This window comes from Sinorhizobium sp. M4_45 (genome assembly GCF_002885915.1).
Classification (GTDB): Bacteria; Pseudomonadota; Alphaproteobacteria; order Rhizobiales; family Rhizobiaceae; genus Sinorhizobium; species Sinorhizobium meliloti_A.
On the sequence record NZ_NWVE01000005.1, the window covers coordinates 179,027 to 200,134 of the forward strand.

Annotated in this window: 21 protein-coding genes; 5 read left to right on the top strand and 16 right to left on the bottom strand. The window is 62.5% G+C overall.

Translation table 11 applies throughout. From position 1 onward, the window contains the following. Positions 1-14: 14 nt before the first annotated feature. Positions 15-1,232 carry an argininosuccinate synthase gene (locus CN933_RS16075; RefSeq protein WP_018097374.1) on the bottom strand — a complete coding sequence of 406 codons (1,218 nt, stop codon included), beginning with the start codon at positions 1,230-1,232 and terminating at the stop codon, positions 15-17. Between the two features lie 249 nt (positions 1,233-1,481). On the opposite strand from CN933_RS16075, the gene CN933_RS16085 reads away from it, so the two are divergent. Continuing rightward, positions 1,482-2,123: a LysE family translocator gene (locus CN933_RS16085; RefSeq protein WP_018097376.1), complete on the top strand. Its 642-nt coding sequence runs from the start codon at positions 1,482-1,484 to the stop codon at positions 2,121-2,123. Positions 2,124-2,349: 226 nt separating this feature from the next. Here the strand turns inward: CN933_RS16085 and CN933_RS16090 are convergent, their stop codons facing one another. The 9 genes from CN933_RS16090 to CN933_RS16130 all read right to left on the bottom strand — a co-directional run bounded on the left by CN933_RS16090 (position 2,350) and on the right by CN933_RS16130 (position 10,005). Next, positions 2,350-3,144 (bottom strand): ABC transporter ATP-binding protein, encoded by a 795-nt coding sequence (locus CN933_RS16090; protein WP_018097377.1) that lies wholly within the window; start codon positions 3,142-3,144, stop codon positions 2,350-2,352. Next, complete coding sequence (locus CN933_RS16095) at positions 3,141-4,019, bottom strand: ABC transporter permease (protein ID WP_018097378.1); 879 nt, start codon at positions 4,017-4,019, stop codon at positions 3,141-3,143. The genes CN933_RS16090 and CN933_RS16095 overlap by 4 nt, the downstream gene beginning before the upstream one ends. A 203-nt stretch (positions 4,020-4,222) precedes the next feature. After that, on the bottom strand, positions 4,223-5,176 hold the full coding sequence (locus tag CN933_RS16100; RefSeq protein ID WP_018097379.1) for an ABC transporter substrate-binding protein: 954 nt from the start codon (positions 5,174-5,176) through the stop codon (positions 4,223-4,225). Between the two features lie 204 nt (positions 5,177-5,380). Continuing rightward, on the bottom strand, positions 5,381-6,616 hold the full coding sequence (gene rlmN, locus CN933_RS16105; protein ID WP_018097380.1) for a dual-specificity RNA methyltransferase RlmN: 1,236 nt from the start codon (positions 6,614-6,616) through the stop codon (positions 5,381-5,383). 257 nt (positions 6,617-6,873) lie between these two features. Further along, complete coding sequence (locus tag CN933_RS16110) at positions 6,874-7,377, bottom strand: invasion associated locus B family protein (protein ID WP_018097381.1); 504 nt, start codon at positions 7,375-7,377, stop codon at positions 6,874-6,876. A 332-nt stretch (positions 7,378-7,709) separates the two neighbouring features. Continuing rightward, the gene (locus CN933_RS16115) at positions 7,710-8,087 is read right to left on the bottom strand and encodes a YkvA family protein (RefSeq protein ID WP_018097382.1); all 378 of its coding nucleotides are present in this window, start codon (positions 8,085-8,087) and stop codon (positions 7,710-7,712) included. 128 nt (positions 8,088-8,215) lie between these two features. Continuing rightward, complete coding sequence (locus CN933_RS16120; protein WP_018097383.1) at positions 8,216-8,533, bottom strand: 4a-hydroxytetrahydrobiopterin dehydratase; 318 nt, start codon at positions 8,531-8,533, stop codon at positions 8,216-8,218. 128 nt (positions 8,534-8,661) lie between these two features. Then, positions 8,662-9,249, bottom strand: a complete 588-nt coding sequence (gene thpR / locus CN933_RS16125; RefSeq protein ID WP_018097384.1) for an RNA 2',3'-cyclic phosphodiesterase — start codon at positions 9,247-9,249, stop codon at positions 8,662-8,664. Between the two features lie 114 nt (positions 9,250-9,363). Then, positions 9,364-10,005, bottom strand: coding sequence for an arylesterase (locus CN933_RS16130; RefSeq protein ID WP_018097385.1), 642 nt, complete (start codon positions 10,003-10,005; stop codon positions 9,364-9,366). A gap of 70 nt (positions 10,006-10,075) precedes the next feature. Between CN933_RS16130 and CN933_RS16135 the strand changes: the two genes are divergently transcribed. From CN933_RS16135 to CN933_RS16150, 4 genes are all read left to right on the top strand, one after another. Beyond that, on the top strand, positions 10,076-10,795 hold the full coding sequence (locus CN933_RS16135; RefSeq protein WP_018097386.1) for an ABC transporter ATP-binding protein: 720 nt from the start codon (positions 10,076-10,078) through the stop codon (positions 10,793-10,795). Next, positions 10,792-13,383 (top strand): ABC transporter permease, encoded by a 2,592-nt coding sequence (locus tag CN933_RS16140; protein WP_102761824.1) that lies wholly within the window; start codon positions 10,792-10,794, stop codon positions 13,381-13,383. The genes CN933_RS16135 and CN933_RS16140 overlap by 4 nt, the downstream gene beginning before the upstream one ends. Positions 13,384-13,629: 246 nt before the next feature. Continuing rightward, positions 13,630-14,367 carry a Bax inhibitor-1/YccA family protein gene (locus tag CN933_RS16145; protein ID WP_018097388.1) on the top strand — a complete coding sequence of 246 codons (738 nt, stop codon included), beginning with the start codon at positions 13,630-13,632 and terminating at the stop codon, positions 14,365-14,367. Positions 14,368-14,492: 125 nt separating this feature from the next. Continuing rightward, complete coding sequence (locus CN933_RS16150) at positions 14,493-15,050, top strand: GNAT family N-acetyltransferase (protein ID WP_018097389.1); 558 nt, start codon at positions 14,493-14,495, stop codon at positions 15,048-15,050. Positions 15,051-15,067: 17 nt separating this feature from the next. On the opposite strand, the gene CN933_RS16155 is transcribed toward CN933_RS16150, so the two are convergent. The 6 genes from CN933_RS16155 to acnA all read right to left on the bottom strand — a co-directional run bounded on the left by CN933_RS16155 (position 15,068) and on the right by acnA (position 21,093). Further along, positions 15,068-15,685 carry an ATP-dependent Clp protease proteolytic subunit gene (locus tag CN933_RS16155; RefSeq protein ID WP_026168845.1) on the bottom strand — a complete coding sequence of 206 codons (618 nt, stop codon included), beginning with the start codon at positions 15,683-15,685 and terminating at the stop codon, positions 15,068-15,070. Positions 15,686-15,729: 44 nt separating this feature from the next. After that, the gene (locus CN933_RS16160) at positions 15,730-16,089 is read right to left on the bottom strand and encodes an SRPBCC family protein (RefSeq protein WP_018097391.1); all 360 of its coding nucleotides are present in this window, start codon (positions 16,087-16,089) and stop codon (positions 15,730-15,732) included. Next, positions 16,086-16,400 carry an ArsR/SmtB family transcription factor gene (locus tag CN933_RS16165; protein ID WP_018097392.1) on the bottom strand — a complete coding sequence of 105 codons (315 nt, stop codon included), beginning with the start codon at positions 16,398-16,400 and terminating at the stop codon, positions 16,086-16,088. Before CN933_RS16165 ends, CN933_RS16160 begins: the two co-directional genes overlap by 4 nt. Before the next feature lie 207 nt (positions 16,401-16,607). Next, the gene (locus CN933_RS16170) at positions 16,608-17,018 is read right to left on the bottom strand and encodes a DUF2794 domain-containing protein (protein WP_018097393.1); all 411 of its coding nucleotides are present in this window, start codon (positions 17,016-17,018) and stop codon (positions 16,608-16,610) included. 326 nt (positions 17,019-17,344) lie between these two features. Beyond that, entirely contained in the window at positions 17,345-18,163 is an 819-nt protein-coding gene (locus tag CN933_RS16175; protein ID WP_018097394.1) for a DUF1223 domain-containing protein, read from the bottom strand. A gap of 239 nt (positions 18,164-18,402) precedes the next feature. Beyond that, positions 18,403-21,093 (bottom strand): aconitate hydratase AcnA, encoded by a 2,691-nt coding sequence (gene acnA / locus CN933_RS16180; protein ID WP_018097395.1) that lies wholly within the window; start codon positions 21,091-21,093, stop codon positions 18,403-18,405. Positions 21,094-21,108 lie beyond the last annotated feature (15 nt).

Here is a 21,108-nt window from a genome sequence, read left to right on the forward strand (position 1 = left end):
CAATCCTTCAGAGCTTAGCGGTTGCGCGCTGCCAGCGTGCGCAGGCGCAGTGCGTTGAGCTTGATGAAGCCGGCGGCATCCTTCTGGTCGTATGCGCCCTGATCGTCCTCGAAGGTGACGAGCTTGTCGGAATAGAGCGACTTGCCGCTCTCGCGGCCGATGACCATGACATTGCCCTTGTAGAGCTTCAGCGTCACTTCGCCTTCCACATGCTCCTGGCTCTTGTCGATCGCCGCCTGCAGCATTTCGCGCTCCGGAGAGAACCAGAAGCCGTAATAGATGAGCTCGGCATAGCGCGGCATCAGTTCGTCCTTCAGATGCGCCGCACCGCGGTCGAGCGTGATGCTCTCGATCGCACGATGGGCCGCAAGCAGGATCGTGCCGCCGGGAGTCTCGTAGACGCCGCGCGACTTCATGCCGACGAAACGGTTCTCCACGAGGTCGAGGCGGCCGATGCCGTTGTCGCGGCCGTATTCGTTGAGCTTGGCAAGGAGCGTTGCCGGCGACATGCGCACGCCGTCGATCGACACGGCATCGCCACGTTCGAAGCCGACCTTGATGATGGTCGCCTTGTCGGGTGCCGCTTCCGGCGAAATGGTGCGCATATGCACATATTCGGGAGCTTCCTGGGCCGGGTCCTCCAGCACTTTTCCTTCCGAGGAGGAGTGCAGGAGGTTGGCGTCGACGGAGAAAGGCGCCTCGCCCTTCTTGTCCTTGGCGACCGGGATCTGGTGCTTTTCGGCGAATTCGAGCAGATCGGTGCGGCTCTTGAACGACCAGTCGCGCCAGGGGGCGATGATCTTGATGTCCGGATTGAGCGCGTAAGCAGAAAGTTCGAACCGCACCTGGTCGTTGCCCTTGCCGGTCGCGCCATGGGCGATCGCATCGGCGCCGGTCTTCCTGGCGATATCGATGAGGTGTTTGGAGATCAGCGGACGGGCGATCGAGGTGCCGAGCAGGTAGACGCCTTCATAGACGGCATTGGCGCGGAACATCGGGAACACGAAGTCCCTCACGAATTCCTCGCGGACGTCCTCGATATAGATCTCCTTGATGCCGAGCATCTCGGCCTTCTTGCGAGCCGGCTCCAGTTCTTCGCCCTGGCCGAGGTCGGCGGTGAAGGTCACCACTTCGGCGCCCAGTTCCGTCTGCAGCCATTTGAGGATGATCGAGGTGTCGAGACCGCCGGAATAGGCGAGAACGACCTTCTTGACGTCTTTATACGATGCCATGGTTTTTGTCCGTCTGCTCGTTTTGTCAGGCTCTCGGGCGCGGCGCTGCCGCATCGAAAATCTGCGGCACTTTAGCCAGAACTTGAGGGGATACAAGCGGAACTACTGCATGTCGCCCAAAACTGTGCCGCGTTTGAGCGCGGAGGACAGGCGCAAGAAAATGCAAGGCGGTCGCCAGATCGCGTGAATCCACTGGCAAAAGCCTCAGGCCGGAGGTATCAGCAAGGATCGTCGTTCGAGGAATGCGTCATGGATTTCGTTCCCAACCTGCCGACACTCATCGCTTTCGCCGCAGCAAGTCTCCTCCTCGCCGCGACACCGGGTCCGGACATGACGCTTTCGATCAGCCGGGCGCTGGCGCAGGGGAAGAAGGCCGCGCTTTTCGTCGTGCTCGGCACCGGACTTGGCATCGTCGTCCATACGCTGCTCGTCGCCTTCGGCATTTCGGCACTGATCACGGCATCTCCGACCGCCTTTCTGGTTCTGAAGACCGGCGGTGCCGCCTATCTCCTCTGGCTTGCGATCCAGGCGATCCGCTACGGATCCAGCCTGTCGGTGACGAAGGTGACGGAGGCGAAGGGAACTGCGCTTTCGAACGTCGCGACCGGCTTTTCGGTGAACATTCTGAACCCGAAAGTCGTGATATTCTTCATGACCTTCCTGCCGCAGTTCGTCAGCGCCGGAGATCCCGCCGTCACGGGCAAGCTCCTGTTCCTCGGCTTTTTCTTCATCGTCATCGGCATGCCGGTCAATGCGATGGTCGTGCTCGCCGCCGATTGGCTTGCCGCGTGGCTGCAGCGCAACAGGCGCGTCATGCGGGCGATCGACTACAGCTTCGCCGGAGTCTTCTCGATTTTTGCCGTGAAGATTTTCCTGACGCAGGCGCGCTGAGATTATCTCCGGGCGCTTGGGGTTATTTGCCGCTCATCTGCCTGCCTGCATCTTCTCCCCGTCCTGACGGGGAGAAGAGACAAGCGGCAAGATCCGCTACCCAAATTTCGAGCCGATATTCAAGGTTGCGGATCGAGCGCCGAGATCGCGGCGTGCGCTCTTCTCCCCGTCCTACGGGGAGAAGATGCCGGCAGGCAGATGAGGGGCCACACCCGCCTAAACCTTGTCACCCGATCAGCAGCGCATCGTCGTCCAACGTCTGCCCGCGAATGCGGCGGAACATGGCGATGAGGTCCTCGACCTGAAGCGTCTTGCGGCTGTCGCCCGCAACATCGAGCACGATCTCGCCGCCGTGGAGCATGACGGTGCGGTGGCCGAAATCGAGCGCCTGGCGCATCGAATGCGTGACCATCAGCGTCGTCAGCTTGCGGTCCGAGACGATCTTCTGGGTGAGGTTCATGATGAACTCGGCCATTCCCGGGTCGAGTGCCGCCGTGTGCTCGTCGAGCAGCAGCACCTCGGAGCCCGCAAGCGTCGCCATCACCAGCGAGACCGCCTGGCGCTGGCCGCCCGAAAGCAGGTCCATGCGGTCACGCATGCGGTTTTCGAGACCCAGATTGAGTTCGGCGATACGCTCGCGGAAATGCTCGCGCCGCCGCGAGCCGAGCGCCGGCGTCAGGCCGCGTCTTTCGCCGCGCCTGGCGGCCAGCGCCAGGTTTTCCTCGATCGAGAGAGCGCCGCAACTGCCGGCGAGCGGATCCTGGAAGACACGCGCGACGAGCCCGGCGCGGGCCGCCGTGCCCTTGCGCGTCACGTCGGTCGTGCCGATCGTGACGCGGCCGCCGCTCGGCAGCACGTCGCCTGCGAGAACCCCGAGCAGCGTCGACTTGCCGGCACCGTTTGAGCCGATGACCGTGACGAAGGAGCCTTCCTCGATAGTGAGGCTGACGCCGTTCAGCGCCTGCTTCTGGAGCGGCGTGCCCTTGCCGAAGACGACCTGGATGTTTTCGACGTTGATCATGCGGCACCTCCGCGGCGCAGGCGGGGCAGAATGAGCGCTATCGTCACCAGCAGCGCGGTCACGAAATTGAGGTCGGAAGCCTGCAGGCCGAGCGTATCGGTCGAAAGCGCCACCTGGATGGCGATGCGGTAGAGGATCGACCCGAGCACGCAGCCGATGAGCGCGATCAGAATGCCGCGGGCGCCGAGCAACGTCTCGCCGATGATCACGGCGGCAAGCCCCACGACGATCGTCCCGACACCCGAGGTCACGTCGGCAAAGCCGTTGGTCTGGGCAAACAGTGCACCGCCCAGGGCGACGAGTGCGTTGGAGATCGCCATGCCGAGATAGATCTGCCGGCTGGTGTCGACCCCTTGCGCCCGCGCCATGCGGGAATTGGCGCCGGTCGCCCGCATCGCAAGGCCCGCATCGCTTTCAAGAAAGCGCCAGACGAGAACGACGGCAAGGGCGACGAGAATGCCGACGAAAAGCGGGCGCACATAGAAGTCCCGCAGACCGAGGCCGTAGAAGGGCGAAAGCATCGTGTCGGCATTGATCAATGCGACGTTGGGCTTGCCCATGATGCGAAGATTGACCGAGAAGAGCGCAATCATCGTCAGAATCGAGGCGAGCAGGTTCAGAATCTTGAACCGCACGTTCAGGAGCGCCGTGACCATGCCTGCGGCAGCACCGGCGACCATCGCCACCGCTGCGGCAAGCCACGGATTGACGCCGGCGATGATCAGGACCGCGGTGACTGCGGCGCCAAGCGGAAAGGAGCCGTCAACGGTCAGATCCGGAAAGTCGAGCACCCGGAAGGCGAGAAAGACGCCGACGGCGACGAAGGCATAGACAAGCCCCAGCTCCACGGCTCCCCAGAAAGCGATTTGACTCAACGCCGGTAGTCCTCTTCTCGGATGCTCCGCAGGCGTAAGGCGCTGCGGAGCACGTATTCTGAAGTTGAAGCGGGATGCGTACCATTTCCGTATCCCGCTCGATAAGCGAACCGCCCCCGTATGGAACGGGGGCGGCAAAAAGACAATGATCGCCCGGAAAGGGGATCGCCCGGAGAGGGGGATCGTCCGGAGAGGGGGGATCGTTACTCGATCGTGCGGGTCGCCCGTCCGACGACGCTCTCCGGCAGTGTGACGCCCATCCGGGTGGCGGCGCCCTTGTTGATCACGAGATCGGTTCCGGCGGCGACCTTGACGGCGATATCGCCGGGGTTTTCGCCCTTGAGGACGCGAACGACGACCTCGCCCGTCTGCTTTCCGACGTCATAGTAATTGAAACCGAGGGCCGCCAGTGCGCCGCGGGAGACGGAATCGGTGTCGGCGGTGAAGAGCGGCAGCTTGCTTTCCTCTGCGACGGCGACGGCACCTTCGAGGGCGGAGATGATGGTGTTGTCCGTCGGGACATAGATCGCGTCGGCGCGGCCGACGAGCGCACGAGCCGCACCCTGAACTTCGGCCGATTTCGTCGCGGCGGATTCGATCACCGTCAGGCCGGCCTTTTCAGCCTCTTCCTTGAGGACCGCCAGCAGCGAGACGGAGTTCGCTTCGCCCGAATTGTAGAGATAGCCGATGGTCTTGACGTTCGGCAGGATCTCCTTGATCAGCGCCACGTGCTCGGCGACCGGGGACAGGTCGGAAAGACCGGTGACGTTGCCGCCGGGCTTCTCCATGTCCTTGACGAGCTGCGCGCCCAGCGGATCGGAAACGGCGGTGAAGACAACGGGAATATCGCGGGTGGAGGAAACCACGGCCTGGGCCGACGGGGTGGAGATCGGCACGATCACGCTCGGGGCTTCGCCCGCGAACTGGCGGGCGATCTGTGCTGCGGTCGCCGGGTTACCCTGCGCCGACTCGTAAATGAACTTGAGGTTCTCGCCTTCCTTGTAGCCGGCGGCGGCCAGCGCATCCTTGACGCCGTCGCGTGCGGCATCGAGCGCGGGATGTTCGACGATTGCCGTAACGGCAACCGTGACTTCGTCGGCGCGTGCCGGTAGAGAAAGCGCGACCGTGGCGGCAAGCGCGATAAGAAGCGAACGCATGGGTGTCCTCCGGTTTATGGTTGGCGATTTCCGGGAAGGCCGGCTAACGTCCCTCCCGCATCGCTTCAGAATAATTCCGCCGCTTTCTTAGGAAAGCAAGGGCCCGAAATCAATCGGCGCAAACAGCTTCATCCATCAAACTTCTTCATCGATCGCGGTGATCGTGCGGCACGCCCGAAACTGGTGGAAGGACGATGAGCCGCCTCAGTCCTCGCCGTGATTGGCGATCATCATCGCCTCGAAGGCGAGGCGGTCGACCTTGCGCATGCGTTCCGATTCCGACTTGAGCTGTCCGCAGGCGGCAAGAATGTCGCGGCCGCGCGGGGTGCGGATCGGCGAGGCGTAGCCGGCCTGATTGATGAAGTCGGCGAACTTCTCGATCTGCTCCCAGTCCGAGCACTGATAATTGGTGCCCGGCCAGGGATTGAAGGGGATCAGGTTGATCTTGGCCGGAATGCCCTTCAGCAGCTTCACCAGTTCCTTGGCGTCTTCCAGGCTGTCGTTGACGTCCTTCAGCATCACATATTCGAAGGTGATGCGGCGGGCATTCGACAGGCCCGGATAGGCGTGGCAGGCCTCCATCAGCTCCTTCAGCGGATATTTCTTGTTGATCGGCACCAGCATGTCGCGCAGATCGTCGCGCACGGCATGAAGCGAAATCGCGAGCATTACCCCGATTTCCTCACCGGTGCGGTAGATCTCCGGCACGATGCCTGAGGTCGAAAGAGTGATGCGCCGCTTCGACAGCGACAGCCCGTCGCCGTCGGACGCGATCAGCAGCGCCGTCTTGACGTTTTCGAAATTGTAGAGCGGCTCGCCCATCCCCATCATCACGATATTGGTGATCTTGCGGCCTTCCGCCGGCACGATCGCACCCTGCGGCGTGTCGCGCTCGGGGAAATCGCCGAGCCGGTCGCGGGCGAGCAGAAGCTGCGCGAGGATCTCTTCCGCCGTCAGATTGCGCACCAGCTTCTGCGTGCCGGTGTGGCAGAAGGAACAGGTGAGCGTGCAGCCGACCTGGCTCGAAATGCAAAGCGTGCCGCGGCCCTCCTCCGGAATGTAGACCGTCTCGATCTCTACCGGACGGCCGGCGCCGCGTGGGGGAAAGCGCAGCAGCCACTTGCGCGTGCCGTCGCCCGAAACCTGCTCTTCGACGATCTCCGGCCGTGCGATGGTGAAATGCTCCTTGAGCATCTCGCGCATGTCCTTGGAGACGTTGGACATTTCGTCGAAATCCGAGACGCCGCGAACATAAAGCCAGTGCCAGAGTTGGCTGACGCGCATCTTCACCTGCCGCTCCGGCACGCCCTTTTCGGCGAGCAGCTTCGCGATGTCTTCGCGCAACAGGCCGATCAGCGACGGCTTTTCCGGCTGTGGCGCAAGCCGCACCTGGGGCGCCTTGACGATGTCCGGCCTGTTTAGAATCTCGGTGGCTGCCATGCTCATCTGGTCCTGTCGTAAAGCGACGGCTCGTCCGGAGACGTTTCCGGATCCTGTTCCGATGCTCGAATTGAAATCTGGCGAGCCTCGGTCACGCGCTCAACGGGGGCGCGGGGGCTCCGAATTTGGGGGCGCTTTAGCATTCTTTTGGCGGCGAGTCACCATGGGACATTATTCTGCCCCTGGTCCGCCTGAACACCCGACGCAAAAAGGCCGACCTCATGGCCGGCCCTTGCATCGTCAAGCGCGCTTGGCTCTTACTTGCAGGCCTCGATCTGCTTCAGGGCGGCCGAAATGCCGGAGAGCGAATAGGAGTAGGAGGTTTCCGTGCCGCGCCGCGATTTCGCATTGACCGACATGGCCTTGCCCGATTTCATCGCAGCGACCAGTGCCGGCTCCTCGGCGGCGTTTTCCACCCAGGCGGAATTGCCCTTGGTGAACATGACGAAGGTGCGGCCGTCGACCACCACGTTGACCTTGGAATTGTCCTGCAGCGGGTACCCCATCATCGCCTGCGGCTCATAGCTGATGTTCTGTCCCGGACGCTGCGAAACGAGGAAGAAGATATCGCCGTGATCGACACCGGCCGGGGCCTTTTCCTTCGGCACGGACAGCACATAGCAGACCTTGCCGTTGCCGGCCTGGTAGGAATATGCGCCCCAGGCGTTGAACTGCTGGATTCGCGTCGGAGATTGAGCGGAAGCCACGCCGGATGCAGCCATTACGAGTGCGAGTGCAGTTGCGATCTTTCTTACAAACATGAGTTCCTGCCGCTTGTCTTGCTTACGGTCGCCCGAAACCGCGTGGGATGGGCAACGCATAATCACGATTTAAGTTTATTTTGACTTAATCCGGGTTACCAAACCGTCAACGATTCGGGAAAACGCCCCTTTTTGCGCCCGAATGCGCCTCAAGGTCCATTCGCACGCGGATTGCCGATCCGGTCGACGTCGATACTGGAGAGCCGCCCCTTGCCTCCCTCTATGTCACAAAGAATCGGGCAAGAGTTTGACTTTCCGGGCGGGATTGCGGCAAGGCGCCTCCGGCGCGGGCGGTATGAACAGACCCGCAAAGGCCGCAGCAGCGGGACAACTCACTGCTCGGCGCTGTCTCGCAGCACTTCGTCGGCCTTCTGGTAATGCCGTTCCTTGATCTGGCCGCTGATCGCGGCGAAGGCGGCCGTCAATACGGCGATGTCGTCGGAGAAGCCGATCATGGCCAGCATGTCCGGTACGAAATCGAGCGGCAGGACGAAATAGCCGAGCGCCGCGAGCAGAATGCCGCGCGTGCGCGTCGGCGTCGCCGGATCCACTGCGCAATAATAGGCGGCGACGAGGTCGCGGCTGAAGGGAATCTGCCGGGCCGCGCGCCGGAAGGTCGGCCAGAACCGGCGGCGCACCTTGTGTTCCTTGCGCTCCTGCTCGGATTCCTCGCCGGGGAGGAGAATTTCACCGATCTTGATATCGTCCATCGCGTCGATTCCGGTCGTTCAGGGTACTGCGCGGCATTGTAGTGCCGCAGCCTGATATGGGAACGGTGGCCGCTATTTCAAATGGCCGGGCATGCGCCTCTTATTCGATATGGTCGGGCATGAGGCCCTTATTTCATATGGTCGGGCATGCGGCCCTCGGCCGCCCGGTCCATCTTTGCCGCCAATTTGAAATCGAGTTCGGTCAGTCCTTCCGCGTCGTGAGTCGACAGGGTCACGTCCACCTTGTTGTAGACGTTGAACCATTCCGGATGATGATTGAGCTTTTCGGCGGCGAAGGCGCATTGCGTCATGAAGGTGAAGGCCTCGGCGAAGGTCTTGAACCGGAAGGTCTTCCATATAGAGCCGCCGTCCTCCGCAAGGACCCAGCCCTCCATCTTGTGCAAATGCTCGGCGATGGCCGCCGCGTCCAATTTTTCCGGCCGCATGCTGTTCCTCCTTGTGCATCCCGTCCTTATCAACGAACTTGCCCGCGACAATGTTCACGCGCAAGCCCGCCGCTCGACGAGGACGTTCCGATCCCTGTCCGGGAGCCGGCGGAGGCCTTCGGGGCGCTTTACCAGACGCTCGAAGCAGGATGCTCCTCATTGCTCGCGAGGTTCGAGCGCTCTTCGTGAAGCGGGAAGACCTCTTCCGTGAGATAAGGGCCGCCGCCGACCGAATCGCGTGACGACAGGAGCACGAAGCGGGAGACGGTGAAGGGAGCGGTGACGAAATTACCGCGCCCGGAGAGATATTCGACGACATCCTCGACGCGCGAGGAGCGCAGGCGCGCCAGCGTCACATGCGGGGTGAACTTTCGCGGATCCGAGGGCAGCCCTATGCGCTGGCAGATGCGCTCGATTTCGGCCTGAAGGGCGAACATTTCGGAAGCCATGCTGACGCCGGCCCAGACGGAGTGCGGTTTCTTGGAACCGAAGGCGCCGGTGCCCGACAGCTGCAGCTGAAACTCGGGCCGTTCGATGCGGTCAAGCCTGTCGATGATCTCGTCGGCGGTTCGCCAGTCGACGTCGCCGATGAAGCGGAGCGTGATGTGGTAATTCTCCACATCGATCCAACGAGCTCCGGGAAGACCTCCGCGCAGCAAGGAAAGACTCATTGCTGCATTGCGCGGAATTTCGAGGGCGGTGAATAGTCTCGGCATGGCGAGCTCCCCGAATCTCTTGCAGATGCTTGAAGCGAATCACGCATCGCATCTGCACGCAACCATTATTTGTCCCGTCGGAACGTTTACTTTCCCTTAACTGTGGATGCGCTGTCATTCTCCTTTCGCAAGTGAGCGGACGAAAAGCTCCGCCGTCGGCAGGAAGCGCTCTACCATGACGCCGACACCCCCGCCGTTCGGATGCATGCCGTCGTCGAGCTTAAGGCCGACCTCGGTCACGACGCCGTCGAGGAAGAAAGGGTAGAAGACGAGATTGTGTTCCTTTGCGAGGTCGGGATAGATCGGATTGAAGCGCGCCGCATAATCCGGCCCCATGTTCGGCGGCGCCATCATTCCCGCGAGCAGGACGGCGATGCCGCGCTCCTTGAGGCGCGCGACCATCGCCTCCAGATTCTTGCGCGTCTCTTCCGGCGGGATGCCGCGCAGCGCGTCGTTGGCGCCGAGCTCGAGGATTACGCCGTCTGTTCCGTCGGGGATCGACCAATCGATGCGGGCAAGACCGCTGGAGGTGGTGTCGCCGGATACGCCGGCATTGGCGATCGTGACGGCGAGCCCCTTGTCCTTAAGGGCCTTTTCGAGGCGGGCGGGGAAGGCATCTTCCGGGGGGAGTTGGTAGCCGGCCATCAGGCTGTCGCCGAAGCCGACGAGGCTGACGGGCTCGGCGCGAGCCGCCGCCGATAACACGATTGTCATTGTCAGGCCGAATAAAATGGGCAGAAAGTCTTTTAATGCCATAGGCTCGTTCCTAAATCGGCGGACAATTGTTTGATGATCCGTATCAAATTTTCATATAGGGCTCTTTCGCGTGGCAAAAACCATCATCGAGTTGAAAAATGCGGATCTGACGCTGGGCGAAGCCGCGGCGTCCGTGCATGTGCTGAAGGGCGTAAGCCTCGCGATCGATGCCGGCGAATCGGTGGGTATCGTCGGCCCCTCGGGCTCGGGCAAATCGACTCTGCTCATGGTCATGGCCGGGCTGGAGCGGCTCGACGGCGGCGAAATCATCATTGACGGCACGGCGCTCCACCGCCTCGGCGAGGACGCAGTCGCCGATTTCCGCGGCCGCAATGTCGGCATCGTTTTCCAGTCCTTCCATCTCATCCCGAACATGACCGCGCTCGAGAACGTCGCGGTGCCGCTCGAGCTCGCGAATGTCCGCAATGCATTCGACATAGCGCGTAAGGAACTGATCGCCGTGGGGCTCGGCGAACGGCTGACGCACTACCCCGGGCAGCTTTCCGGCGGCGAACAGCAGCGCGTGGCGATCGCCCGGGCGCTCGCGCCCTCTCCGAAGCTGCTGATCGCCGACGAGCCGACGGGCAACCTCGACGCGGAGACCGGCCGACAGATCGCCGACCTCCTCTTTGCCGAACAGCGCGAGCGTGGCATGACGCTCGTTCTCGTCACGCATGATGCGGCGCTCGCCGGACGCTGCGAAAGACAGATACGCGTCCGCTCCGGTGAAATCGTCCCCGACGCTGAACGGCTCTCCGCCTCGGCCCGGCAGGGAGCCGTGTCCGCATGAGCGGGACGGTTGCCGTCCGGCGGCTGCTCCCGACGATTTCCCTGCGCCCTCTGCTCGCGCTTCGCCCGCTGTTCGCGCTTCGTCTGGCGCTCCGGGAAATGCGCGGGGGCCTGAGGGGCTTCTATATTTTCCTCGCCTGCATCGCCCTCGGTACGACCGCGATCGCCGGGGTCAACTCGCTGTCCCAGTCGATCAGCGAAACGATCGCCTCGCAAGGGCAGGAACTGCTCGCCGGCGACATCCGGTTCGAGCTCAACAATCGGGTGGCGACCGCGGACGAGCGTGCCTTCCTCCAGGGTCTCGGCGAGGTTTCGGTATCCGCGGGTCTGCGTTCCATGGCGCGGCTCCCGGACGGCTCCAACCAGGCGCTGGTGGAGCTCAAGGCCGTGGACGGCGCCTACCCGCTTTACGGCAAGCTCGAAAGCGAGCCGGCAAAGCCGCTCCCTGAATTGCTGGCGAAGGACGGCGAGGTGTTCGGCGCAGTCGCCGCACCGCTGCTTCTCGAGCGCCTCGGCATCTCGCCGGGCGCGGAAATTCTCATCGGCAATGCGCGTATCCGGGTCGGCGCGGTACTCGCCAGCGAACCCGACGCTCTTTCCGACGGCTTCGGTTTCGCGCCGCGGCTGATGATTTCCTCCGATGCGCTTGCCGCTTCCGGGCTCGTGCAGACCGGCAGCCTTGTCGAACACACCTACAAGGTCCGCCTGCCGGATCCCGCAGACGTGCCGCTCATTCGCGTGCAGGCCGAGACGCGCTTTCCCTCCGCCGGCTGGTCGATACGGACGAGCGGCAATGCCGCACCCTCCCTCAATGCAAACATCACGCGTTTCTCCCAATTCCTGACGCTCGTCGGGCTGACGGCGCTGATCGTCGGAGGCGTGGGGGTTGCCAACGCCGTACGCTCCTATCTCGACGGCAAGCGCAGCGTCATCGCGACTTTCAAATGTCTCGGCGCTCCGGCGTCGCTGGTCGCGATGATCTACCTTGTGCAGATCCTGATGATCGCCCTCATCGGGATCGCGATCGGCCTCGTGCTCGGCGCTCTCATCCCCTTCGTGGCAGCGCAGTTCCTTGCCGGCCTGCTGCCCGTATCCACCGCATTCGTGCTCTATCCCTCGGCCCTGGGTCTTGCGGCGCTTTTCGGCCTTCTGACGGCGCTGACCTTCGCCATCCTGCCGCTCGGGCGGGCGCGCCGTGTGCCGGCAACCGCGCTTTTCCGGCAGCAGGGTTTCGAGCCGGCCGGCTTGCCTGCCCTGCCCTATCTCGCCGGCGCCTTCATCTGCCTGGCAGGACTTGCCGGGCTCGCGGTCTGGGCCGCCTATGACCGTTCCATTTCGCTGATCTTTCTTGGCGCGATCGCCTTTGCCTTCATCGTGCTGCGCGGGGTTTCGCTCCTCATATCCTGGCTGGCGCGGCGCAGCCCGCGCGTCAATTCGCCGGCGCTGAGACTGGCCATCGGCAACATTCACCGGCCGGGTGCCTTGACGCCGTCGGTGGTGCTGTCGCTCGGCCTCGGCCTCACTCTTCTGGTGACGCTGGCGCTCATCGACGGCAATCTGCGGCGCGAGCTCACCGGCGACATGGCCGAGCGCGCGCCCAACTTCTTCTTTGTCGACATTCAGGGCAGCGAGATCGAAGGCTTCCGCTCCGTGCTCGCGGGAGCGATGCCGGAGGGCAAGATCATCGAAGTGCCGATGCTGCGCGGGCGCATCGTCGCGCTCAACGGCGAGGATGTGAACAGCCGCAACGTTCCCCCCGGCGGCCAATGGGTGCTGCGCGGAGATCGCGGCATCACCTATGCCAAGAACAGGCCGGAAAATTCCAAACTCACCGAAGGCAGCTGGTGGCCCGAGGACTATGGCGGCGAGCCGCTCGTCTCCTTCTCGGCGGAGGAGGCCCGCGAGCTCGGGCTGAAGCTCGGCGATACGGTGACCGTCAACGTGCTCGGCCGCAACATCACGGCCCGGATCGCCAATTTCCGCGAGGTCGAGTGGGAGTCCCTTTCGATCAATTTCGTCATGGTCTTCTCGCCGAACACCTTCGCCGGCGCCCCGCATGCCTGGCTCGCGACCATCATCGATCCCGACGCCTCGGCCGAGGAGGAGGCGGCGGTGTTGAAGAGAGTGACGAATGCCTACCCGACGATCACCAGCGTGCGCGTGAAGGACGCGCTCGACATCGTCAATACGCTGCTCGGGCAGCTTGCAACTGCGGTGCGCGCGGCCGCGGCGGTCGCGCTTGTCGCTTCTATCCTCGTGCTTGCCGGCGCACTTGCCGCCGGCAACCGTGCCCGCATTCACGATGCCGTGGTCCTGAAGACGCTCGGCGCGACGCGGGCGACCCTGATCCGCGCCTTCAGCTACGAATACGTCATTCTCGGCCTGGCGACTGCCGTCTTCGCGCTTTTCGCCGGCAGCGTTTCGGCCTGGTTCGTCGTCAGCCGCATCATGACCCTGCCGTCGAGCTTCCTGCCGGACGTTGCGGTCGCGACCATCGTTCTTGCGCTGGTCGTGACGGTCGGGATCGGCCTCGCCGGAACCTGGCGCGTCCTCGGGCAAAAGGCCGCTCCGGTACTGCGGGAACTCTGATCCTGCCATGCCTGATGCGCGATTTCGGCCATGACGGCCGAGTTAACCGTAAATCACTCCAGTTTGATGGTCCGGCGGGCCGACTTTGTTCGATTCCAAGCGCTTCGCCCTTGTGCATGACGGCGTTCACCATCATATTTGTCCACAGGCATGCTGGAGCCCCGCAGCGGCGCCTGGGCGCGCAAAGGAACGACAAGGTTCGCCGCCCGACACCGTAACTTCAACCGGGGCTTAAATGAGGAAACAATGGCTGATCTGAGAAACTACCAAACCCGAATGTCGCCCGCCGGCGCTCAGGCGGGTGCCGTGATCGACGAAGGCCTTCGCGCTTATATGCTGAAGGTCTACAACCTGATGGCCCTCGGCCTGGCGATTACCGGCGTGGCAGCTTACGGAACCTATGCGCTTGCCGCCTCTAATCCGGCATTCGCCCAGCTTATCTACGGTTCTCCCCTGAAGTGGGTCGTGATGCTGGCGCCTCTTGCGCTGGTGTTCTTCCTGAGCTTCCGCATCAATTCCATGAGCGTTTCCGCGGCGCAGACGACTTTCTGGGTCTATGCGGCGTTGATGGGCCTGTCTCTGTCGTCGATCTTCCTGGTCTTCACCGGCCAGAGCATCGTGCAGACGTTCTTCGTGACGGCTGCTTCGTTCGGTGCCCTGTCGCTTTACGGCTATACGACGAAGAAGGACCTTTCGGGCCTCGGATCGTTCCTGATCATGGGCCTCTTCGGCGTGATCATCGCATCCGTCGTCAACATCTTCCTTGCCTCTTCGGCACTCGGCTTCGCGATCTCGGTGATCGGCGTGCTCATCTTCGCCGGCCTGACCGCCTACGACACGCAGAAGCTCAAGGAAATGTACTTCGAAGGCGATGACGCCTTGGTCGCCGGCCGCAAGGCCATCATGGGTGCGCTGACGCTCTACCTCGACTTCATCAACCTGTTCATGTTCATGCTGCAGTTCCTTGGCAACAGGAACGAGTAGTAGCGAACCGGTTTGACGGAAAAGGCGGCTTCGGCCGCCTTTTTGTTTGCCCGAAACCGGCCTTGATCGATCCGGCGCATCCATGCGAGACAGTACATCTCCAGCCATAATGCGCGAAGAATTCCATGACCGCCACGCTCCGCGACGCCGTTGCCGCCGACCTCCGCTCGATCACCGAGATCTATCGCGAGTCCGTTTTGAACGGGGTCGCGACCTATGAGGAGACGCCGCCATCCGAAGCCGAGATGGCGCTCCGCTTCTCCACGATCACCGGCAACGGCTACCCCTATGTGGTCGCGCTGGACGAGCGTGGCGCGGTTATCGGCTATGCCTATGCCTCCGCCTTCCGCAACCGCACCGCCTATCGGTTCCTGGTGGAGGATTCGATCTATCTTTCGCCGGAAGCACGGGGCAAGGGCATCGGCAAGGCGCTGCTTTCCGAACTGATCGGGCGCTGTACGGCTCTCGGCTTCCGCCAGATGATAGCGGTAATCGGCGGGGCGCACCCCTCATCGATCGCCCTGCACCGGGCGCTCGGCTTCGAACTGCAGGGGCTGATGAAGGCAACCGGCTTCAAGCATGGCCGGTGGCTTGATACGGCCTTCATGCAGCGGCCGCTCGGAGAAGGAACCGCAACGAAGCCCGCCGAGGGCGTCTATCCGGATACGCTTTATAGGAGCTGAGCTTGCGCAGGTGAGCTTCAAGCGTCAAATTCAGCGCCCAATTCCCGTTCGGTGAGGATGCGGTCGATCAGACCCCACTCCAGAGCTTCTTCCGCCGTCATGAAACGGTCGCGATCCATCGCGCGCTCGAATTCTTCATATGTTCGCCCGCAATGCTCGGCATAAAGCCGCGTCATGCGGTGTTTGGTTCGCCTGATTTCCTCGGCATGGATGAGCATATCGGAGGCCCGTCCCTGAAAGCCGCCCGAAGGTTGATGGACGAGGATGCTTGCATTGGGCAGGGCGGTGCGCTCGCCCGCTTCGCCTGCCATCAGCAGGAACGAACCCATCGAACGGGCCGTCCCCATGCAAAGCGTATGCACGGGCGCCCGGATGTAACGCATCGTGTCGTACATCGCGAAGCCGCTGGTAACGACACCGCCGGGCGAGTTTATATAGAGTTGGATCGGTTTTTTAGGGCTTTCGGCTTCCAGGAACAACAACTGTGCGCAAACGAGAGCAGACACTGCATCGTTCACCTCGCCGTTCAGAAAGATTATTCGCTCACGCAGCAGGCGGGAATAGATGTCGAATGAGCGCTCGCCACGGCTGGATTGCTCGACGACCATAGGGACGAGTTGCATCGCTTCGCGCATAGGCGAACTCCTGTCTGATGAGCTTGTTTTGGTAGAATGAGGCGTCAGGCGGCGCGCATCAGCCAAAGCCGGTTGCTGTTCGCCGCCGGCGGAGTTCGCGGAGCCAGCCGCTCATCCTCCAGCCCATGGATAATTTTCAGAATCGTGCCGCCGTCATTGCTGGGCCTGACCTGGAACGCCACGAGGCTTTCGAGAAAGGGAGGTTCGTCGTCGCGCATTCTGTAGCGAATTTCCTTGCCCGGTGCGGTGGAGACAGGCTCAGCCCCAGCCAGTTCCCGCCTGGGCAGCCATCGCTCACGGAACTCAGGCATGCTGATTGCCCGCCACACCTTTTCGGGCGATTCATCGAGTTCGTATTCGAGCACCAGATTCCTTGCCGGCTCGTTCAGTTCCACATCGTTCATTGATCCATATCCCTCAGCAAGACCTTCAACGCATCGATCCGCGCCGGCCAGTAGGCGCGATACTTCGCCAGCCATCCGGCAACGAGCGCCAGCCCCTCCGGGTCGACCTCGTAGTTCACGAAGCGCCCCTGCCGTTCCTCCCGAACCAGCTTTGCATTACGCAACACGTGGAGATGTTGGGACATGGCCGGCTGGCTGATGTCCATTCCGTTGCGCAAGGCACTGGCGTTCATGCTTCCGCTCGCCAGCTTCTCGAAGATTGCACGGCGTGTCGGGTCGGCGAGCGCTTTGAATATGTCGTTCTCAGTCATGACGTCAGATAAGCATACACTTATCTGATTCGCAACACGGATGGCACGCTTCGATGCAAGCGGTTTGGCGCCGCCAACCGATTCAGGGATAAATCCGCACGCGGGAAGAGGGGGCCGAGGCGAAGCGCTGCCGCTTGTCCCTTCGCCCCGCCTGCGGGGAGAAGGTGCCGGCAGGCGGATGAGGGGCGGCTCCGAGTGATATGTCGGTCAGGTTTTGACGAGCTTCAGCACCTTGTCGAAGGCCTTGAGCACCTGGGCGAGCTCGTGGCCTCGCTTCAATATCGTCCCGTGAGCGTTGAGCACGCTGAAGGCGCCCTGTTTCGCGGCGAGCTTCGGGTTTTTCTCGATGCGGTAGAGAGGCACTTCTCCGGCGCGCTTGAACACCGAAAAAACGGCCCGGTCCCTCAGGTGGTCGATCGCATAGTCGCGCCACTCCCCTTCGCCCACCATACGGCCGTAGACCTTGAGAATCAGGTCGAGTTCGCGGCGATGGAAGGTGACGGGCGGGGGGTTCTTGGCTTGCTTGTATTCGTGAAGATCGACGACCACATCGGAGGTGGTCTGGCCGTAGTGACGTGCTTCGCCTCGCGGCAAATCCGTTTCATCAGTCATCGGCATTTCGGCCTTCTAATGTGACAGGACCACGACAGTGTGCCTCACACGATCGGAAAAGCAAGCCGGAAGCTGTTGATCAATGTCAGCAATTCTTGGGGCTGCCGCAATTCAGTCAAAACGCCGCCCCAATTCGCCGCAACACTCCGACCGCTGCCGGACAGAGTCGTTGCCACCGTATGTCCGGCCAGCCGTCATGCTGCGGGAGGTTCTCGAACGCAGACATGGCTGGTTCGGTCCGGTAACTTCGAACCCTCAGCCCCAGCCCCTCGATGCTGCCGGGCCGAACCATCCCCTGTTCCGCCGCAAGCGATGCGGAACATTTCCTGTCATCAGAGCTTTCCCTGCGGCCCCGCGAGAACCGTTGCGGCACCGATAATGGCTCCCGGCGTTTCCTTGTCCTTCATCGATTGCAGCAGCACCGCGCAACCGCTGTTGCCCTGGCCTTCGAACAGGACGGAGGCCGGCAGCGTGAACTCCGCGGGCTTGCCCTCCCACATGCCGATGGTCTGGATGTCGCGCACGGCATGCCAATACGCGATCTCCTTGCCGCTGTTCTCGCCCTTCTCGACCTTGACCACCCTTGCCCGGTCGAAATAGACGACGACGACATTCGCCCTGCCTTTGCCGGCACCGACCTTGATGGAGATTTCATCGCCGCCGATCGAGGCGGCGATCGGCACCGACAGGCCCTTGCCCTTCTCGTCCATCAAGGCAAGCCGGTTCCTGATGGCCGGCAGGTCCGCGCCGTTGGCGTGGTCGCGCCCGTTCAGGATCGCCTGCGGCGTATAGACGCCGTAGCGGCCGAGCATGCGCGCATAGGCATATTGCCGCTCGGTATTTTCCTTGGAAGCGAGCGTGTCCGCCCATCCGAGATAGTTCCAATAGTCGACATGATAGGCGAGCGCGACGACCTCGCCTTCATCGACGAGCTTCTTGAGCGCCGCGTCCGCCGGGGGACAGGAGGAGCAGCCCTGGCTGGTGAAGAGTTCGACGACGCCTTTGAGCGCCCCGTCCTTGACCGCTCCATCCTTCACCGGCCCGCTCTCGGCCGCCCTGCCGTCATCCGCTGCGGATGCTCCGCAGAACGCACCAAACAGCCCGATCGCCAGGGCGAGACGTCGGATTGTTGGTGTGCAGGCGGATATCATGGCGTCTTTGTTCGTGCTCGTTAGAGCACTTCCGGGAAAATGTGGAACGTTTCCATCCGGAAGTGCGTCGCTTCAACGCGTTTGCCGCGCGGGGAGACCCCTACATACGACGGGTATTCTTCAACGAAAAGTCACGTTGGAGTGACTGCCGCAAAGCCGGCCAAAACCCTGTGGACCGGACAATAAAAAGCCGGGGCGTCGATGTGGACGCCCCGGCCTTTCTGTTCATACGTCGCCGATCAGGCGGCGAGATCGCGCAGAACCGTCTGCAGGATGCCGCCATTGTTGACGTAGGTGACCTCGTCGAGCGTATCGATGCGGCAAATGAGCGGGACCTCCTTCACCGAGCCGTCGCCATAGGTGATCTTCGCCACGCGCTTCTCGCGCGGCTGGACATTGGCGAGATTCTCGATCGTCACGACTTCGTCGCCCTTGAGAGCCAAAGATTCCCAGGTCGTGCCTTCCTCGAAGACGAAGGGTACGACGCCCATGCCGACCAGGTTCGAACGATGGATGCGTTCGAAGGACTGGGCAATCACGGCCTTGACGCCGAGGAGGTTGGTGCCCTTGGCCGCCCAGTCACGCGAAGAGCCGTTGCCGTATTCGACGCCGGCGAAGATGACGAGCGGAACGCCCTCCTCCTTGTACTGCATGGCCGCGTCATAGATCGACATCTCCTCCTTTGAGGGATAGTGGATCGTATAACCGCCTTCCTTGCCGTTCGGGCCGAGCATGTGGTTGCGGATGCGGATATTGGCGAAGGTGCCGCGCATCATCACCTCATGATTGCCGCGGCGCGTGCCGTATTGGTTGAAGTCGGCAATCCCGACGCCGTGCTCGAGCAGATAGGCGCCGGCAGGCGAGGCCGCCTTGATCGAACCGGCCGGGGAAATGTGGTCGGTGGTAATCTTGTCGCCGAAGAGACCGAGGACACGGGCGTTCTTGATGTCGGAAATGCCGGCGCCCTTCTTGCCCATGCCGACGAAGTAGGGCGGGTTCTGGACGTAGGTGGACCCCTCGTCCCAGGCATAGGTCTGGCCGGCCGGAACCTGGACAGCCTGCCAGTTGGCGTCGCCCTTGAACACGTCCGCATATTTGGTCGCGTAGAGCTCGCGGGTGACGTATTTGAAGATGAACTCCTGGATCTCCTGCGAAGTCGGCCAGATGTCCCTGAGGTAGATGGGTTGCCCATTCTGGTCTTCGCCGATCGGCTCCTTTGTCAGGTCCTTCTGGACGGAACCCGCCAGCGCGTAGGCGACGACGAGCGGCGGCGAGGCGAGATAGTTCGCCTGTACGTCCGGCGAGATGCGGCCTTCGAAGTTGCGGTTGCCGGAAAGCACGCCGGCGGCGATCAGACCCTTGTCGTTGATCGTCTTGGAGATCTCCGTCGGCAGCGGGCCGGAATTGCCGATGCAGGTTGTGCAGCCGAAGCCGACCAGATTGAAGCCGAGCTTGTCGAGATCTGTCTGGAGGCCGGATTTCGACAGGTACTCGGCGACGACCTGCGATCCGGGCGCCAGCGACGTCTTGACCCAGGGCTTCGTCTTCAGGCCCTTGGCGACCGCCTTGCGGGCAAGCAGGCCGGCGGCGATCAGCACCGAGGGGTTCGACGTGTTGGTGCAGGAGGTTATCGCGGCGATCGCGACGTCGCCATGACCAAGATCGTAGTCGGTGCCCTCGACCGCGTAGCGGTTGGCGAGCTGGCCGGGCTTCTTGTAGTCGTTGTCGAGCGCCGCCGCGAAGCCGGAGGCGATGTTCTCGAGCGCGATGCGGCCCTCGGGGCGCTTGGGGCCGGCCATCGACGGCACGACGTCGCCGAGGTCGAGTTCCAGCGTGTCGGTGAAGACGAGCTCGGAACCATCCCCTTCCCGCCACATGCCTTGGGCCTTGGAATAGGCTTCGACCAGCGCGATGCGGCTCTCTTCACGACCCGAGATGGTGAGGTAGTTGATCGTTTCGGCATCGACCGGGAAGAAGCCGCAGGTGGCGCCGTATTCCGGGCCCATATTGCCGATCGTCGCGCGATCCGCGAGCGTCATGTTGTCGAGGCCGGAGCCGAAGAATTCGACGAACTTGGAGACGACGCCCTTCTTGCGCAGCATCTGCACGACGGTAAGCACGAGGTCGGTCGCGGTCACGCCTTCCTTGAGCCTGCCGGTGAGCTTGAAGCCGATGACTTCCGGCAGGAGCATGGAAACCGGCTGGCCGAGCATCGCCGCTTCGGCTTCGATGCCGCCGACGCCCCAACCGAGCACGCCCAGCCCATTGATCATCGTCGTGTGGCTGTCCGTGCCGACGCAGGTATCCGGATAGGCGGTGACTTCGCCGTCCTCTTCCCTGGTCCAGACGGCCTGGCCCAGATATTCGAGATTGACCTGGTGACAGATGCCGGTGCCGGGCGGCACGACGCGGAAGTTCTTGAAGGCCTGCTGGCCCCATTTGAGAAAGCGGTAGCGCTCGCCGTTGCGCTGGTATTCAAGCTCGACATTGCGGGCAAAAGCGGTCGGCGTGCCGAATTCGTCGACGATCACCGAGTGGTCGATGACGAGATCGACGGGAACGAGCGGATTGATCTTTTCCGGGTCGCCCCCGAGCGAAACCATCGCGTCGCGCATTGCCGCGAGGTCGACGACGGCCGGAACGCCGGTGAAGTCCTGCATCAGCACGCGCGCCGGGCGATAGGCGATCTCGTTCTCGGCCGTGCCCTTGTCGCCGAGCCATGCGGCGATGTTTTCGATGTCCTTCTTGGTGACCGAGCGTCCATCTTCATTGCGCAACAGGTTTTCCAGCAGAACCTTCATCGAATAGGGAAGCTTCGAGATGCCGGCGAGGCCGTTCGCCTCCGCCGTCGGCAGGCTGTAGTAGACATAGTCCACGCCGTTGACCGTGAGCGTGGAGCGACAATTGAAGCTGTCTAGGGATTTGGACACTGGATGATACCCCGT